Source organism: Paenibacillus sp. N119s (genome assembly GCF_059447605.1).
Map to the genome: position 1 here is coordinate 24,816 of NZ_JCAJRU010000003.1, position 16,012 is coordinate 40,827.

Annotated in this window: 14 protein-coding genes and 1 riboswitch; of the genes, 7 read left to right on the top strand and 7 right to left on the bottom strand. The window is 44.8% G+C overall.

Annotation, left to right across the window (positions count from 1 at the left end; translation table 11 throughout):
- Positions 1-60: 60 nt before the first annotated feature.
- Positions 61-828: a hypothetical protein gene (locus tag AC5V8P_RS01005; protein ID WP_064795494.1), complete on the bottom strand. Its 768-nt coding sequence runs from the start codon at positions 826-828 to the stop codon at positions 61-63.
- Positions 829-1,052: 224 nt separating this feature from the next.
- Positions 1,053-1,208, bottom strand: a complete 156-nt coding sequence (locus tag AC5V8P_RS01010; protein WP_196771803.1) for a hypothetical protein — start codon at positions 1,206-1,208, stop codon at positions 1,053-1,055.
- Positions 1,209-1,522: 314 nt separating this feature from the next.
- On the opposite strand from AC5V8P_RS01010, the gene AC5V8P_RS01015 reads away from it, so the two are divergent.
- The 6 genes from AC5V8P_RS01015 to queF all read left to right on the top strand — a co-directional run bounded on the left by AC5V8P_RS01015 (position 1,523) and on the right by queF (position 5,938).
- Positions 1,523-1,963 carry an SH3 domain-containing protein gene (locus tag AC5V8P_RS01015; protein WP_064795495.1) on the top strand — a complete coding sequence of 147 codons (441 nt, stop codon included), beginning with the start codon at positions 1,523-1,525 and terminating at the stop codon, positions 1,961-1,963.
- Between the two features lie 24 nt (positions 1,964-1,987).
- Complete coding sequence (locus AC5V8P_RS01020) at positions 1,988-2,692, top strand: AIM24 family protein (protein WP_064795496.1); 705 nt, start codon at positions 1,988-1,990, stop codon at positions 2,690-2,692.
- Positions 2,693-2,777: 85 nt separating this feature from the next.
- Positions 2,778-2,821: riboswitch (PreQ1 riboswitch) on the top strand.
- A 135-nt stretch (positions 2,822-2,956) separates the two neighbouring features.
- Positions 2,957-3,640 carry a 7-cyano-7-deazaguanine synthase QueC gene (gene queC / locus AC5V8P_RS01025; protein WP_064795497.1) on the top strand — a complete coding sequence of 228 codons (684 nt, stop codon included), beginning with the start codon at positions 2,957-2,959 and terminating at the stop codon, positions 3,638-3,640.
- Positions 3,633-4,124, top strand: a complete 492-nt coding sequence (queD, locus tag AC5V8P_RS01030; RefSeq protein ID WP_063207595.1) for a 6-carboxytetrahydropterin synthase QueD — start codon at positions 3,633-3,635, stop codon at positions 4,122-4,124. Before queC ends, queD begins: the two co-directional genes overlap by 8 nt.
- Positions 4,117-5,010, top strand: coding sequence for a 7-carboxy-7-deazaguanine synthase QueE (gene queE / locus AC5V8P_RS01035; protein ID WP_064795498.1), 894 nt, complete (start codon positions 4,117-4,119; stop codon positions 5,008-5,010). Before queD ends, queE begins: the two co-directional genes overlap by 8 nt.
- 430 nt (positions 5,011-5,440) lie before the next feature.
- Positions 5,441-5,938 carry a preQ(1) synthase gene (gene queF, locus AC5V8P_RS01040; protein ID WP_007429143.1) on the top strand — a complete coding sequence of 166 codons (498 nt, stop codon included), beginning with the start codon at positions 5,441-5,443 and terminating at the stop codon, positions 5,936-5,938.
- Between the two features lie 193 nt (positions 5,939-6,131).
- Here queF and AC5V8P_RS01045 read toward each other — a convergent pair whose 3' ends face one another.
- The 5 genes from AC5V8P_RS01045 to AC5V8P_RS01065 all read right to left on the bottom strand — a co-directional run bounded on the left by AC5V8P_RS01045 (position 6,132) and on the right by AC5V8P_RS01065 (position 14,290).
- Entirely contained in the window at positions 6,132-6,965 is an 834-nt protein-coding gene (locus AC5V8P_RS01045) for an AraC family transcriptional regulator (RefSeq protein ID WP_064795499.1), read from the bottom strand.
- 210 nt (positions 6,966-7,175) lie between these two features.
- The gene (locus AC5V8P_RS01050; protein ID WP_064795500.1) at positions 7,176-8,567 is read right to left on the bottom strand and encodes a glycoside hydrolase family 32 protein; all 1,392 of its coding nucleotides are present in this window, start codon (positions 8,565-8,567) and stop codon (positions 7,176-7,178) included.
- Entirely contained in the window at positions 8,560-10,818 is a 2,259-nt protein-coding gene (bglX, locus tag AC5V8P_RS01055; protein ID WP_064795501.1) for a beta-glucosidase BglX, read from the bottom strand. The genes AC5V8P_RS01050 and bglX overlap by 8 nt, the downstream gene beginning before the upstream one ends.
- 18 nt (positions 10,819-10,836) lie before the next feature.
- Positions 10,837-12,243 carry a sucrose-specific PTS transporter subunit IIBC gene (locus AC5V8P_RS01060; protein WP_064795502.1) on the bottom strand — a complete coding sequence of 469 codons (1,407 nt, stop codon included), beginning with the start codon at positions 12,241-12,243 and terminating at the stop codon, positions 10,837-10,839.
- Positions 12,244-12,511: 268 nt separating this feature from the next.
- On the bottom strand, positions 12,512-14,290 hold the full coding sequence (locus tag AC5V8P_RS01065) for an acid phosphatase (RefSeq protein ID WP_064795503.1): 1,779 nt from the start codon (positions 14,288-14,290) through the stop codon (positions 12,512-12,514).
- Between the two features lie 376 nt (positions 14,291-14,666).
- Between AC5V8P_RS01065 and AC5V8P_RS01070 the strand changes: the two genes are divergently transcribed.
- A complete protein-coding gene (locus AC5V8P_RS01070) occupies positions 14,667-15,935 on the top strand; it encodes an MFS transporter (protein ID WP_064795504.1) in 1,269 nt (422 codons plus the stop codon).
- Positions 15,936-16,012: the final 77 nt, after the last annotated feature.

A 16,012-nucleotide genomic window follows, 5' to 3' on the forward strand; every position in this document is an offset into this window, starting at 1 on the left:
CTTTACAAAAAGATAGTAAATTAGACTGACTAATTTGCACAAATAAACTAGCATAATTATCTATCTCAACCTATCATTCTCCGTAAAATGAACATCTCCTATCGATATTTCCTTATTAAAAAAGACCTTAGAACTATACGCTTTAAACGACACAAAAGACCCACTCCATTTATTGCGTATGGACAAAAGTAACTCGGCTTCCTTCAGATAATCCATGTCTTCGCTTCTGGCTGCACATATAAGCAATTCATCTGCTTGTCTCGTAAGGATGAACGCCCCTCGGTCAGGTTCCCCTTTCTCGTACATACGCAACGCCTTTTTCACAATTGGGGACGTCTCATTCAGCTTTATGTATTTTTCCACCTTCGGGTTGGATGGCATGCTCAGCAAACCAAGATGATGCGTGTAATGGATATAGAGCTGATCTGTCCGGATCAGCGTCCGCTTTTCCTGCGATGGCTTGCGCCAGCTCCACTCGATCATTCCAATCGTATGTCTTCCGGACGCGTGAGCCGGGATAGAAAACGTCAAAATAGCTTGTCTATATTTTCCCCGCCGCACATCCCCACAGTGAACAAACATGCAATCATCGTTTTCTGATTGTTTAAATCCAAGTCTGACCCCTTCAGCTTTTAATAAATTCACCCCGTTTTCTGGATTGAACTGAAGTTGAAGGTCACATCCCGCTGCCTTCGGTATTAGGTTCCCTTTTCTTTTACGTATAGCTCCATAGCCCCATTCTATCAGTAGATTTACTTGTTTGGACCCACTCGCAGATATAGACTCTTTGTCCCATGTATACGTTACATTGAGCATTGACTTCACCACTGGTAAATTCCCCCTAAAAGAACATGTAACTCTAAATTAACAGTGTTATCTGACACTATATTGTCAGGGAACATATGTTTGATTGTGAAAATTATACATGGTAATCTTTATGAAAGGGGACCTAATTCGCGAAATAACATTTTAATCCTTTCCAATTGCATAAATACGCAAAAATAGCCCGGCGTATGCCGGGCTACATGATAGTCTACTTCATATATTTCAACTTATGAAATTGAGGTTTCTGTTAAAGAAATATTCGTCTTTGTGCAAACATCGGATATAGGAGCAAAAGTAGTGCTGTCCACAATGAGCTCCTTTGATAATGGTTTTCCATTGACAGTAATTTTTAAAATGGTATAGTTTTGTTCTCTTTCTTTCATTTTTCAAAATCTCCTTTTATATCCATTTTTCATATATTTCAATTCATTCATATTCCTATCCAAGCCCTGATCAGGTGCGGATTATTCTTGACTCGTTTGCTGGGAAAAATGCCGGAATGTTGCCGCTTCCTTGATATACCCGTTTTAGGGTACACTTAAACTAATATATCGAGTTCTTTTGATCATTTTTTCCCGTCTTTGTCGTCAGTATATTCTAAAATCTGCACCCAAACCATGATATTGTACGTAACCATGTGATGTGGGTAATGATCTATATCATCTAACATCCTGGTTTATCAAAAGGGGGACATCTCTTGGCACGAGCAACTTGTCACTTTGCCTTATACCGCCGCATTATCTGCGCTGCTATAGCGCTTTTGTTTATTTTTGGAGTCACCCGTGTACCCGAAGTTCATGCTGCTTATTGGGATGATGTATATCAAGGCTTTGAGCAGTTTTCACGCCTGCCCGGCGATGTGTACCAGCTCAAGGAAAGCTATCGCCAAACCCAGGAAGATCTGGAAAAGGCCCGTTCCAGCATTGAAACCTATCAGAAGCAAAACGCCCAACTGCTGGAGCAAAACCGCAAGCTGAATGACACCGTTACAGAACTAAAAAATCTTCAAGCCCAGCGCGATCAGGCTTCACACCGAAATAAAATGCTTATCATCACGGCTATCATTCTGCTGGCTGGTTATTTTATCGGTATCCGACTATTGCGTTACGGGATGCGTCGACGTTCGGGAAGATACTAACGCCTGAAAGGATGAAAGGTCTGCATGGACATACAAGCAGGACAACACCATGATGAAAATGTCGGTTCGGTCATAACGCTCGATCTGGCTGAAGGAGAGAAGCTGCATGTTCTGCATCCGCAGCAAATCATCGCATATCGCGGACCCAGTTCAGGCCGCAGTGATAAGCTGATGAATATTAAAGGCATGTATCGCAAGCACAAACTGATTCAGGCCGATTTCACAGGGGCTTGTCGGCTAATTGCCGCCCTTCCTCCTGGCTTTAGTCTGAAGATGATCAAGCTTGAAGGAAGCGATGATCTCTTATACGATTTTCGCAACCTGTTCTGGTACAGCTCCGGCATCCAGATGCGTACCAAGCTGTTAAGCATGAAAAACATGCTGTTTAGCCGTGATGTCATTAAAATGAAATTTGACGGGACAGGTCACATCGGTATTTTGACACAGGGATTGGTATGTCAAGAACAGCTTCATCCGTCAGAGCCGATCTATGTCGATGCAAGCAGCGTCATAGCCTATCCCGAAAATGCCAAGCTGGAGTTAACCGTATACGGTAACCATCTGGCCAGCCAGCATATGAACTATCAGTTTAAAATGACGGGACACGGTACCGTACTATTTCATGCAGGTGAGCATCATCGGCGGCTCCAGCAGGATATGAACGACGATGGTGTGATCAAACGATTTTTAAGGGAAGTCATTCCATTTGGTGGAGTGTTTATCAAATAGCCCTGCCATGCTATAATGGCAATGCTATCAATGAAGCGGTCTGTCCTCGTGACAGATGCTAATGAAGAAAATCCATGCTTAGCGCATGGGAGAGGTTCGCGAACTCCCTCTATAAAAAACTAACGATGCTTTGTCCTCCGCATTGAAAAATGAATTTGCGGGGCAAGGCCTGTTTTTTGTTGAAGCCGGTTCAAGAACTCTCTTTCTTCCAAGTGACAAGACGCTGTGTCTTACACCATTCCAAGAAGATCGAGAGGTTTTTTTATGTTTGCAAACGAAAAAGCAGTCGTCGTATTCAGCGGCGGCCAAGACAGCACAACCTGTTTATTTTGGGCAAAAAAACATTTTGCCGAAGTAGAAACTGTGACGTTCGATTACGGTCAACGCCACAAGCAGGAAATCGAAGTTGCCGCCGGAATTGCCAAAGAGCTAGGTGTTCCGCAAACGGTACTGGATATGAGCCTGCTCAACCAACTTGCCCCGAATGCCCTCACACGCACCGACATTGACATTACTCAAGAGGAAGGCGAACTGCCTAGCACATTTGTAGACGGTCGCAACCTATTGTTCCTGAGCTTTGCAGCAGTTCTCGCCAAGCAAAAAGGAGCGCGCCACATCATTACAGGCGTATGCGAGACAGATTTCAGCGGCTATCCCGATTGCCGGGATTCCTTCATTAAATCGCTGAACGTTACACTGAACCTTTCAATGGACTATCCCTTTGTGATTCATACCCCGCTTATGTGGTTGAATAAGGCCGAAACCTGGCAAATGGCCGATGAGCTGAAGGCTTTTGAATTTGTAAGAACCCGTACATTAACATGCTATAACGGCATCATTGGCGATGGCTGTGGCGAATGTCCTGCCTGCAATCTCCGCCGTGCCGGACTGGAGCAGTATCTCGCGGTTCGCGGCGCTTCATCCCAAGGAGTTGAAGGCCATGCGTGAGCCAGGTACCTTTCGTATTGTCGACAAGCTCCAGCAGTTCGGAACAGACATTGAGCGCTCTCAGCTGCGGTATCACCGCAAACGTGTACTCGTCAGCAAACAGTTTACGTTCGATGCAGCACACCATTTGCACTGTTATGAAGGCAAATGCAAAAACCTGCATGGACACACCTATGTCGTCGTATTCGGCATAAGCGGTATACCGGGAGAAACAGGGCTGACGCTGGATTTTGGCGATATCAAAACGATCTGGAAAGAGCGAATTGAACCTTTTCTGGATCACCGTTACTTGAATGAGACACTTCCTCCCATGAATACAACGGCGGAAAATATGGTCGTCTGGATCTTTGAACAAATGGAGTCAGCCTTGACCTCGGATGCATACTGCAATCGTGTTGAAGGGGGACGTACCGAGTTTGTACGGCTGTTCGAGACACCTACCAGCTATGCCGAGTTCCGACGGGAGTGGATGTTCGATGAGTAATACTGTAACTGCTAATACTGTAACTACTAATACCGTAAATGCTCGCCAACCTATGACTACACCCGACAAGGCTAAAGCAGCCCTTATTCCTGTACTGGAGGTGTTTGGTCCCACCGTTCAGGGCGAAGGGATGGTCATTGGTCGTAAAACGATGTTTGTGCGTACCGCAGGCTGTGATTACCATTGCTCATGGTGTGACTCCGCTTTTACCTGGGATGGCAGCGCCAAAGATCAAATTCGCCGTCTGAGTGCCACTGAGATATGGCAGGAACTACAGTCCATCGGCGGCGAACGGTTCTCGCATGTGACCCTTTCCGGAGGTAATCCTGCCCTGCTGCCACAGCTCGGGATGCTAGTTACCCTGCTACGCAGTCAAGGCATGGCCATCGCCGTCGAAACCCAAGGTTCCCGCTGGCAGGAATGGCTGTACGATATCGATGAGGTGACCTTGTCCCCGAAGCCACCCAGCTCTGGCATGACGACCAACTGGGACGTGCTGGATGATATCGTAGCCCGTCTGTCAAACCAAAAGATAGCTGGAGCGTCCAAGTCTGCGACAAACGTCTCAATCCCAACGTGCAGCAAGCAATCGGAGGATGAATCAGTCAGACTCTACACTGGAGTATGCAGCCTGAAGGTCGTGATCTTCGATGACACAGATCTTGCCTATGCCCGCACCATTCACGAGCGCTATCCACACGTACCGTTGTTCCTCCAGACGGGTAATCCCGATGTGAACACGGAGAATACTGGACAGATCGCTGAGTCTCTTTTACATCGTTATGAATGGCTTATCGACCGAGTTATGGACGATACCCGGCTCAACGATGTAAGAGTCCTCCCGCAGCTCCACACCCTCGTATGGGGCAACAAACGCGGCGTATAACATGCATATATAATATATTCCATATAAGCTGTATGTGATACACAAGATACACCAAATTAGTCGAGTACACCCTCGACACCTCAAAGCTATAAAACAAGAGAAACCCTCGTCCGTGAGGACGGAGTTTCTCCATAAAATAACGCTCTTTAAATATAAGGAGCGAAATCTCACTTCTGCCCAACCGACAGGTAAACGAGCAGGGATTTTATGGTGATGACGGCGGTCGGCAGCGGAGCGGAGGATTTGAAGCTGGAGAAGCGATAGCGTTCGCCTTTGAAATGGGATTCTAACCTATGCATCTTTTAAATGATCAGCAAGAATCCCATTTCAACAGCGATCGGAAGCTCAAATCCTTCGCGGAGCGACCTCTTCACCACCATAACTCCCTACCTTTTTACCACTAAACCAACTTTAAGGAGCCTCACTCAATATGACCGGAAGAAAACCCGAAGAAATGACCGACGTTACCCTGCTTGGTAACCAAGGCACACAATACACTTTTGCTTATGATCCTGCCATTCTCGAAAGCTTTGATAATAAACACCCGTACCGGGATTATTTTGTGAAGTTTAATTGCCCGGAGTTCACCAGCCTGTGCCCGATTACAGGACAGCCTGATTTTGCAACCATCTACATCAGCTATATTCCTGATATTAAAATGGTTGAAAGCAAGTCCCTTAAGCTGTACCTGTTCAGCTTCCGCAATCACGGTGATTTTCACGAGGACTGCGTCAATATCATCATGAATGACCTGATCAAGCTGATGGACCCGCGTTATATCGAAGTGTGGGGCAAGTTCACGCCACGCGGCGGCATTTCCATTGACCCCTATACAAACTATGGCAAGCCGGGAACCAAGTATGAGCAAATGGCCGAGCATCGCATGATGAATCATGATATGTACCCGGAGACCGTAGATAACCGATAAGCTCGTAGTTCTTCTGACCCAGTGTAAAAATACCAAGGGGCTACCCTGTAAAAGTCTTAAAACGACTCAGGGACAGCCCCTTGATATTTATGAAAAGGAGGATCGCTTATCTATGCATAAAATTGTAGGTTTGGAATTGGGCAAAAATGGACTTTAGAGCATGAACTCAAGATGCCGGTCGTACTTGTGCCGTCTACATACTCAGATCAAATTTTGATTTTTTATATTCATAAGGGGTTTTGCCCATAACTTCCTTAAAAGCTTTTCTAAATGATTTTTCATTTGGAAAGCCAGCCTCGTAAGAAATTTCTGTAAGTGGCTTATTCGTTGTTTCCAATAAGTCAATTGCCTTTTCCAAACAAAGAACTTGCTTGTACTCCGTAAACGTCTGACCTGTATATTCATGAAACATTCTCGACAAATAGGCCTCCGAATAGCCGCAGATTCGAGCTGTTTTCGCCAGGCTAATATTTTCAGCATAATGCTCTTTAATAAAATCCATAATGGTCTTTATCTTTTGCTGCTTTTCACTAAATATTTCTGGCTGTAAGTCTGCGGCCTGACTAAAATGATTAACAAGCAAATACTTAAGTTCAATAATTCGGCTTTGCTCTAAAATATAGTCATATTTGCCTTTGGAAACATGCAGGTTATATATATCCATAAACAACTCTCTTAATTTAGAAAGTATAGTATGTTCAACTTCTCGCTCTTGCGTGTTTAATTGGATGAATACTTGTTCATTGGCAAAAAAGGTAGCTGGAAATTGCAGTACAACGACTTGGTTTTCCGTAATACTTTGGGTGGAGTGCGGTACATTGCTATTAATAAACAGTGCATCCTTTTCCTTCAAAATGGTTATCTTTCCTTCATGCCACACCTTCAGACTTCCACTTGTACAATAGATTAATTCCATATTGCTGTGAAAATGCATCGGGATGACTCTTTCTGTATCTGTCGATTGAAACATAAAGAGGTTAATCATTTTTCTTCTGTCTATTTCGATATGTTCATAAATTTTTTTCATACGACACCTCAGTAGCTAGCTATGAGTAATCAACAGTATATTCAGTCACATACTCTAATACTCATACTATACCGATAGTAAAATGCCTACACAAGCTGAAATCTACTTAGTCGCTAACACAAAAAAAGGCAGTTCTTCTCGCAAACGGAGTCTTGAACAGCCTTTTCTTGCCTGCTTGTAGCTCTACAGGTGAAAGATACTCATATCGTTTTAAGGATTGATTATGACATCACATTCCTGTAGCTGATAAATCTCAATTTTCCCTTCATTGTCTCCTGCTTTAAGTACCACAGTGCGTTGTTCCGCATCCTCCAGGAAATACCGCAGAGTAAATACTTCCTCGCCTTCGTTCAGAAAAATCTCCAGACTTGAGCTTTCTATAAATATTTGCATGTCTGCAAGTTGATTGGCTAACGTTGCTTTTCTGTACTCCCTCTGGTTGGTCAACCAGTTTGTTCTCCATAAGGTTATACTGTTTTCTGCCGAATCATAGTTAATTTCCACAGCATTTCTTATGATCATTTTGAAGTTTTCTGTAAGCTTCGAAAAATGAACAATGCATTCCACCTGCAAAGAAGGCAGCAGCCAAACCCCATTTTTGTGAATGTCCTTCTGGGAATGCACACCCTCCAGTCTTAACAATTGTAATTCCGGCAATGGTTTCTGGTAGAGCACACCGTTAGATAGCACTATTTCTCTAGGTAAAGTCAGCGCATGAATCCAGCCTTCCTGAATGGTGGGAACAGCCCTCTCCGCTTCTTCATTCATGCCGCTCATCCACCCAAACATAATGGTTCTGTCATTCACCTTAAATGACTGTGGCGCGTAGAAATCAAACCCTCGATCAAGCTCTTTAAAATGGGCAAGGTTCCCATTAAATTTTCCTGTATTCATAAATTTCCCAACCATATATCCCGATTGGTTAGGGTTTCTATAATATTCGCCTGCTTCCGGTAAACCCTGTGGAGAGAAGACAAAAATATCATTTTCCGCAAAATGAAGTAGATCAGGACATTCCCACATATATCCGAATTCACGATCATGCTCCAAAAATGATCCTTGGCATCCCCAAACAGACAAATCTGTGGATTTGTAGATAAGCGTATCTCCAGTCAAATCCTCTCTTTGAGCGCCCACGATCAGCCACCAGCTCCCATTCCGATCTCTCCATACTTTGGGATCTCGGACATGTCTGGTATAGCCCTTGGGATGTTCGAATAAGGGGCCCATTTTCTGAAAATGCTCCCCGTCCTCCGAGATGGCTACGCATTGATAGCTTTCCTTGACACCGTCATCCCTGATTACATTTCCTGTGTAAAACAGATACAGTTTTTCCTGATGCACTATGGCGCCGCCGGAATAAATGCCGTCCTTGTCATACCATTCCGAAGGCTCTAGCGCAACACTTTTCCTTTGCCAATGCACCAGATCGCTGGAAACAACATGACCCCAGCATTTATTTCGATGTTCGGTTCCTTTGGGGTTCCACTGATAGAACACATGATATTGATGCTTGAAAAAGGCAAGTCCATTAGGATCATTTAATAGCCCGTAGGGAGGAGTAATATGATATTTAAGATGATAAGCGTCGCTTTTATTCATGTTGATCCTCCCGTAACAAAGTAAAACTAAAGCTTAGCAAAGTTTCCTGTGAGCTTGAACCGATATAAACCTCAAATTCGCCAGGTTCACTCTTATATTCCATTTCACGTCCATAAAATTTAAGCATGTCTTCATCCACTGAAAATTCAACAATTTTAGTTTCGCCGCTGTGCAAAAATACTTTTTTGAAGTCTTTTAATTCCTTCACTGGCCTTGCCACACTTGCAAATTTATCGCGAATATATAATTGAATCGTTTCTTTCCCAGCATACGTTCCAGTGTTGGATACAGAAATGCGGATATCCACTGACTCATTTGTTTTCATTTCCTTTTGGCTGACGGTTAATAGACTGTATTCAAATGAGGTATAGGATAGGCCATAGCCAAACGGATACAAGGGTTCGTTCACTTCATCTATATATCGGGACGCAAAGCGGTAAGAGCCATTTTCCTTTAAATTTGGTCTGCCTGTATTCAGCTCATTGTAGTATACCGGAATCTGACCGACGCTACGTGGAAAGGTCATCGCTAATTTCCCAGACGGATTTACTTCTCCATACAGTATATTGGCCAGCGCTTCTCCGCCCATCGTGCCCGGATACCAGGCCTGAACAAACGCGTCCACCTTTTCAGCAACATCGGTAAGGATTAAAGGTCTTCCACTATATACGATCAGAACGATCCTTTTGCCCAATAAGCTTAATTCATGAAGTAGTCTCAACTGCGGCTCTGGAAGCGTCGGGTTCGTTCGTGATCCACCTTCTCCGCTCTGATAAATACTTTCTCCCAAGGCAAGGACTATGACTTCTGCTTCATTTGCATTCCTAATGGCTTCTTGCAGTAGATCTTCCTCCGAGCTTGTTTCCACCGCCAGTTTGTCCGCATATTTATCGAACGTTTTCCTTGCATCAGGAGGCAGCAGATAACTTCCCCTGCATACCGAGAGATTGTCGGGGTCAACCAGCTGTAACAACCCCGTTTTTAAATTTATAGTGTCTGTCTCCTCCCCCTTAATCGCCCACATGCCCAGGGTAGAATTTTCTTCTACATAGGGACCAATCAAAGCAACCTTCATTTCCTTTGATAACGGTAATACATTATTTTCATTTTTCAGCAGCACCACAGATTCCTCTGCCAGGGACAATGCCGCTTGTTTATGATCGTCTGACAAAATACTGCTGGTTGAACGTTTAACGATTTCCTGTAATCCGCGGAATGGGTCCTCAAACAGCCCCAAATCATTTTTCAGCTTCAATACACGGTATACAGCTTCATTCAGAAGCCCTAGCATATAGTCGTCACCTGATATTACATTTTTCAATTGATTAGCGTACACAGCCGTTTTCATATCCACATCCACGCCCGCCAACAGTGCCAGCCTGGCGGCAGAAGTCTCGTCTTCGGCATAACCATGCATGATTAGCTCTTCAATAGCGGCGTAATCCGAGATCAATACACCGTCAAAATTCATTTCCTGTCTTAATACATTACGGTTAAGCCACTCGTTTCCAGTCGCAGGGATCCCATTCAATGTATTAAAAGCCGTCATGACAAGCTTGGCACCCGCTTCTATTGCAGCTTGATATCCAGGCAAATAATATTCTCGCAATGCATGCTCCGATAGATCCACGGCATTGTATTCCCTTCCGGCGACAGGTGCTCCGTAAGCGGCAAAATGCTTGACGCAAGCAGCAATTTTATGGGCTGGTACGGCTCCACCTTCCAAGTTGTTTCCCTGGATTCCCAGCACTACGCTCTGGGCATATTTCTGCGCCAGCAAGGTATCTTCACCAGGCGATTCCATCACCCGCCCCCAGCGAGGATCTCTCACCAAATCTACCATAGGGGAAAAGGTTACATGAATGCCTTCCTCGTAGCACTCCCGGGCGGCAATCGAAGCCGCATTCTCTACCTCCTCATAGTTCCAGCTACATGCTTGAGCGATCGGAATCGGGAAAATGGTTCGATATCCGTAGATAATATCTGCCATGAATAACAGTGGGATTTTATGAGCCGATTTCTCCAAATAATCGGTTTGCAATCGAATTATTTTTTCCGGGTTGGTAATGTTTAATATGGAGCCCGTATTATAAATATTATAGTCCGTATTTAGCCCCAGTTTTTTCAAAGGGCCCGTCACAACCGTATCCATGTCTCCTTCAAAAAAATCACCGGTCAGTTGAATAAGCTGACCAATTTTCTCTTCTATTGAAAGGGTATTCAATTTTTCAAGCAATGTTTTGTTGTCCATGATTTTCTCCACTAAATTTTATTTGTTCTCTACTTTTTCTTTAAATCCAAAGATCCACGTCAACGCAAATGCGACACCAAAACCGATTAAACAAACGAAAGCATACAGAAAAATCTGATTATTCAAATACAGCAACAAACCAGGTATAGCTGTAATCGACATGCCTGTGGCCTGAACATTAAAGATACGTGCAAAGAATCCTCCAACTGCTCCCCCAATCAAGCCCATCACGAATGGTTTGCCATATCGAATGTTCACCCCAAAAATAGCGGGTTCTGTAATGCCGAGTAGTGCAGACACAGCAGACGGGTAAGCAATAGATTTGGTTTTTAATCTTTTGGATTTCAAGCCGACAGCTAACGCCGCACCCGCTTGTGCACAAATAGATGCCGAGCTAATCGGATTAACCATATTCCAGCCGCCATCTACCAGCATTTGTATTTCGATCAGGTTGAGCGCATGGTGCAGCCCGGTAACGACAATAATCTGATTAATGCCACCATAAATAAACCCGCCAATGCCAAACGGCAACTTCAAAATAGCTGTAACTGCCGATAATATTAAAACCTCTACTTCATGGAAGATGGGACCAATCACGAACAAGCCCAGTACCAGTGTGAGCAACAATGTCAGAAACGGTGTCAGAATCAAATCCAATGCCTCAGGAACGGATTTCCTGATTCTTTTCTCCATCATCGCTCCCACGATCCCTATAATGAACGCCGGCAGAACGGAGCCCTGATAGCCTGCGATTTTAATGAAGCCTAAAAATAAAAGAGGTTCCTTCACATGTTGAGCGACATCCCAGGATGTAGGTAATGAAGGACTTACGAGCATGAGTCCGAGCAAAATCCCCAAGATCGGCGACCCGCCAAACACTCTGAATGCTGACCAGCATACCAGCACAGGTAAAAAGGCAAACGCGGTATCGGTCAGTATTTGCGTAAATAATATGAAATTCGCAGAAATATCATCCGGTGTAAGTCCAAATAACTGAAGCAGTGCAGGCTGAGTTACTAAGCCCCTAACTCCCATAAACAAGCCGGTAGCTACCAATGCAGGGATAATGGGAACAAATACATCCCCGAAAACGCGGATCATTCTTTTGAAAAAGTTATCATCTTGGGTTGAGGCCTTCTCTTTCAGCTCTGCCTTCGATGTCGCAGATACGTTCTGGCCGACCATCGCTTCGTAAACCTTGTTCACGGTACCGGTTCCAAAAATAATCTGATATTGTCCAGAGGTAAAAAACACCCCTTTTGCCTTATCAATATTTTCGATAAATTCATCATCAATGATGTCCCTGTCTTTTACAATCAATCTCAGCCGTGTGGCACAATGTGCCATAGAAATAATATTGTCTTCTCCGCCAAGCCCTTTAATGACATCCTGGGCTATTTTAACGTATTCTTTTTCAAGACTCATCAGTCTTCTTCCTTTCCTCTGTTCCTCTTAGTTAGTCTGAACCCTTAAAACTTGGACTAATATGCCTCTTAAGAATAACATGACTGCGCTTTCAAACAGTGCGATTATTTTACTACATTAAGGTCAAATTTTGACCTTTTTATACCCTTGGCTATAAATAACACCGAGAAATCGGATTTGTACGGGAACAAAAAATACACCTTCAGAATGAGCACTGGATAACTTCATAGTTGATCCGGTGTATTTTAAAGGTGCACCTTTAATTGTCCTATTTGGTTATTTTCGTGATCTTCAACTGAACACTATTAGCTGTATAGACCACCTTCACTTTATAATTGCTTGGTAAACCCGCTGCTTCAATGGAATAGAATGCCCCATTGCGTTTACCGTAGGTTATAATGGTGGCGCCGCTAGCTGGTACATATTTATTAGAAAAATTCAGGCGTAATTTCCCGTTAAGTTGGGCTGTTCCCTTAATTTTGAGCACATCATTTTTACTTTGCAGGTTGAGCTCAAGTTTTCCCTTGGCAGTTTGTTTGTAATTCCCGCTAACAACCAGCTTTCCAGAATTATTTTTAAGAAGAGTTCCCCCGTTATTTGTAACTGCGCCCCTTCCGAAGGCCGTCTCCGAATTCCCTGCAAGTATGCCTTGATCGATCTGTGTACCGCCGGTATACGTATTGCTACCCATAAGCTCCAACGTACCTGTGCCCTTTTTAGTCAGCTTTCCAACCCCAGAAATATTGTTGCGCCAGCGATCCAATGCATTGAAACCGCCTTTGGAGGAGTCCATATTGACTGTAACATTATTGACGAAAGCACCGTAGCCATCCGCAGCGGAAAACAGGTCTAATCGTCCCCATCCTTCGGCATCGTCAAGCACAGGATATCCAGATGGAAGACCTGTAGTGGCCAATACCCAACGGCGTTGTGTGCTATCAAGGTAAGGCAGGCGTGTCTCCAATAATACTTCCGCTCCTTTAGGCACTGTCATTGGCTTCGTCGTTGGATTAATCGGGCTGAATCCGTACGTTAATCGTTCATTATAATTCTTTTTATTCGTGGCATAGTTGCTGTATCGATCTGGGGCTGTACCCTTTTGGGACAACAATTGCGTATGAGCATCCTGATAAGCTGCTTTCTTCAAGCTGCTATTGGCTGGATCGGACAGGATGGCAGCCGCCATCGCTGTTGCCATGACACGTCCCCCCATAACATCAAGTGGGGAATGCATACCAGCAACCACGCGGTTATTACCCAGCTCCGAAGCTCGTGTCAGCAATTCCTGATAACGCTCCGGCATGGCATAGGCCATGGCAATAGAACTGAGATACGCAGCATTGGTATGACCGCTAGGAAAGCCGCCATCATTAGTAGCATCAGATTTGAGTGCAGGGATCAGACTGGGAACAACCACTGAATTATCGCTCCAGCGGAACGGACGAGGATAGCTAAAGTAAGATTTAGCCGGGTTGGTCGTAGAGTAATCCCCACGCAAGGTATTGACCAGTTTCACGATGTTACCAAGACTGGAGCTTGTGTCCCCTACATTCGTTCCCTCATCTTCATATTTTTTAGTTGTGGCATCAGCCGGGACGTCGTTGATTGTTGTCGTCGCACCTGCCTTCTTTCGATAGATATCAGTAAGCGAACCCAGACCGTCGATTATACTGTAGCTCTGATTTCGGCGATCATCCAAATAAGCCGCATCGGCCTCACCGGCAGTGCGACGGGCAGCGATATCGATCACTTTTTGAATATTAGCGTCCAGTACACTGCTGTTTAGCTTGGTGCCTGTGTCCCAGGTAGCGCCAGGAGTCCAAAGCTTATTAAATTCAGAAAGCAATCCGAGAGTCGAATTGGAGCTTTCCGTCTTATTAGCAGCACTATTATTTTTATAATGATCTACAAAATATCCCCATGACGGTTCTGTTGGAGTTACTGTTGTTGGCAGCGTGGCCGCACTCGCATAACTTCCACCCAGAGAACCTAGAAGTAAAGGTAAAGATAATAACGCAACTGATAATGGTTTCTTTAGCAATTTCATTCTCAAATCAGATCCTCTCTTCTCTTGTGCTCTGCATACTGTTTCTACGGAGCTATTATCTATACAACAAGATGTATGACATAAAGAATCATACCTTAAGTTTGTTAAATAAAGAGCTTCGTTTTGTTAAATTCTGCTTGCTTATTTATATGTAAAAAGAATATCAACAACATTCAACATGGAACCAATTCATGCAGATATAATACACTCAGGGCAAGTTAATCTGTTGTGAATTAAAGGATCGAGCAATAAAGAGTATCCAGCAGAATGGGCAAGCAGCGAGGAGGAAAGAGGGGCTTTATCCCCCTTTCAGCCATTTGCTGCAAGTGGATTGCTTCCTATATCTTAAAATATACATACATACCCGGAGGTTGCCATGTCTACTAAACCGGCTACAAAAAAAGAAACGGGCCAATCGCTCCCCCTACCGGGACCACAAGCGAAAAGCACCGTTTTTGCGATTCTGATTGCGATCAGTTTCGTCCATCTGTTCAATGACTCGATTCAATCGGTCATTCCAGCGATCTTTCCGATCCTGAAGGAATCTATGAGCCTGAACTACACGCAGATCGGCTGGATTTCATTCGCCATCAACTTCACAGCTTCGATCATGCAGCCTGTAATTGGCTTGTTTTCGGACAAACGGCCTACACCCGCTATCCTTCCTATCGGTATGGGCTTTACGCTGACTGGCATGCTGCTGCTCGCCTATGCTGCCGATTACAAAGCGGTGCTAATCGCAGTCATCTTCGTAGGTCTGGGCTCAGCTGCCTTTCACCCGGAAGGCTCGCGCGTATCCCATATGGCGGCAGGATCACGCCGGGGATTGGCACAATCCATTTTCCAGGTCGGCGGCAATGCAGGTCAATCACTGGCACCGATGCTCACGAGCTGGATTTTTATCCCGTTGGGGCAATTTGGCGCCATCTGGTTCACAGGTATTGCGGCAGCCGGGATTGTAGTGCAATCGTTCATTGCCCGCTGGTACGGTAACGTCCTGCGTACAGAAGGCATTGCACGCAAAAAAGCGGCAACACGCCGTATGAAGCCCGAAGTGCGCAGCCGCATTATGTTTGCCATGATTGTCCTCATTCTGCTGGTATTTGTTCGTTCGTGGTATTCGACGTCGGTCGGAAGCTACTATGCGTTTTACCTGATGGAAGTATTTAAAATGCCATTGGCTGATGCACAGTTGTACATTTTCCTGTTCCTCGGAGCTGGAGCCTTGGGCACCTTCTTTGGCGGCCCGCTGGCAGACCGGTTTGGTAAACGCAATATGATTTTTCTGTCCATGGTATTAGCTGCACCACTGGCCCTGCTATTGCCTTATGCCAACCAATTCTGGACGGCGATCCTGCTGGCGATTATCGGATTTATTATGTTGTCCAGCTTTTCGGTCACAGTCGTATATGCCCAGATGCTCGTGCCTGGCAAAATCGGAACGGTGTCCGGTCTCATCACAGGCTTGGCTTTTGGTCTGGGTGGGGTGGGCGCACTTGTGCTCGGCAGTTGGATCGACAAAGTAGGCATTACCAACATCATGTTCCTGTGTGGCTTTTTGCCACTGCTCGGCATTTTAACATTTCTACTTCCTACAGACAAAACCCTCAATCGCTGGGCGGAAGAAAATGGAGCCGAAGTGTAACAGGCTAACGTGCGGCGGTCATCTTGGCCGCTGCACACCTTTATAAACAACTAACTCAAGCCACATTCCTCACTTCT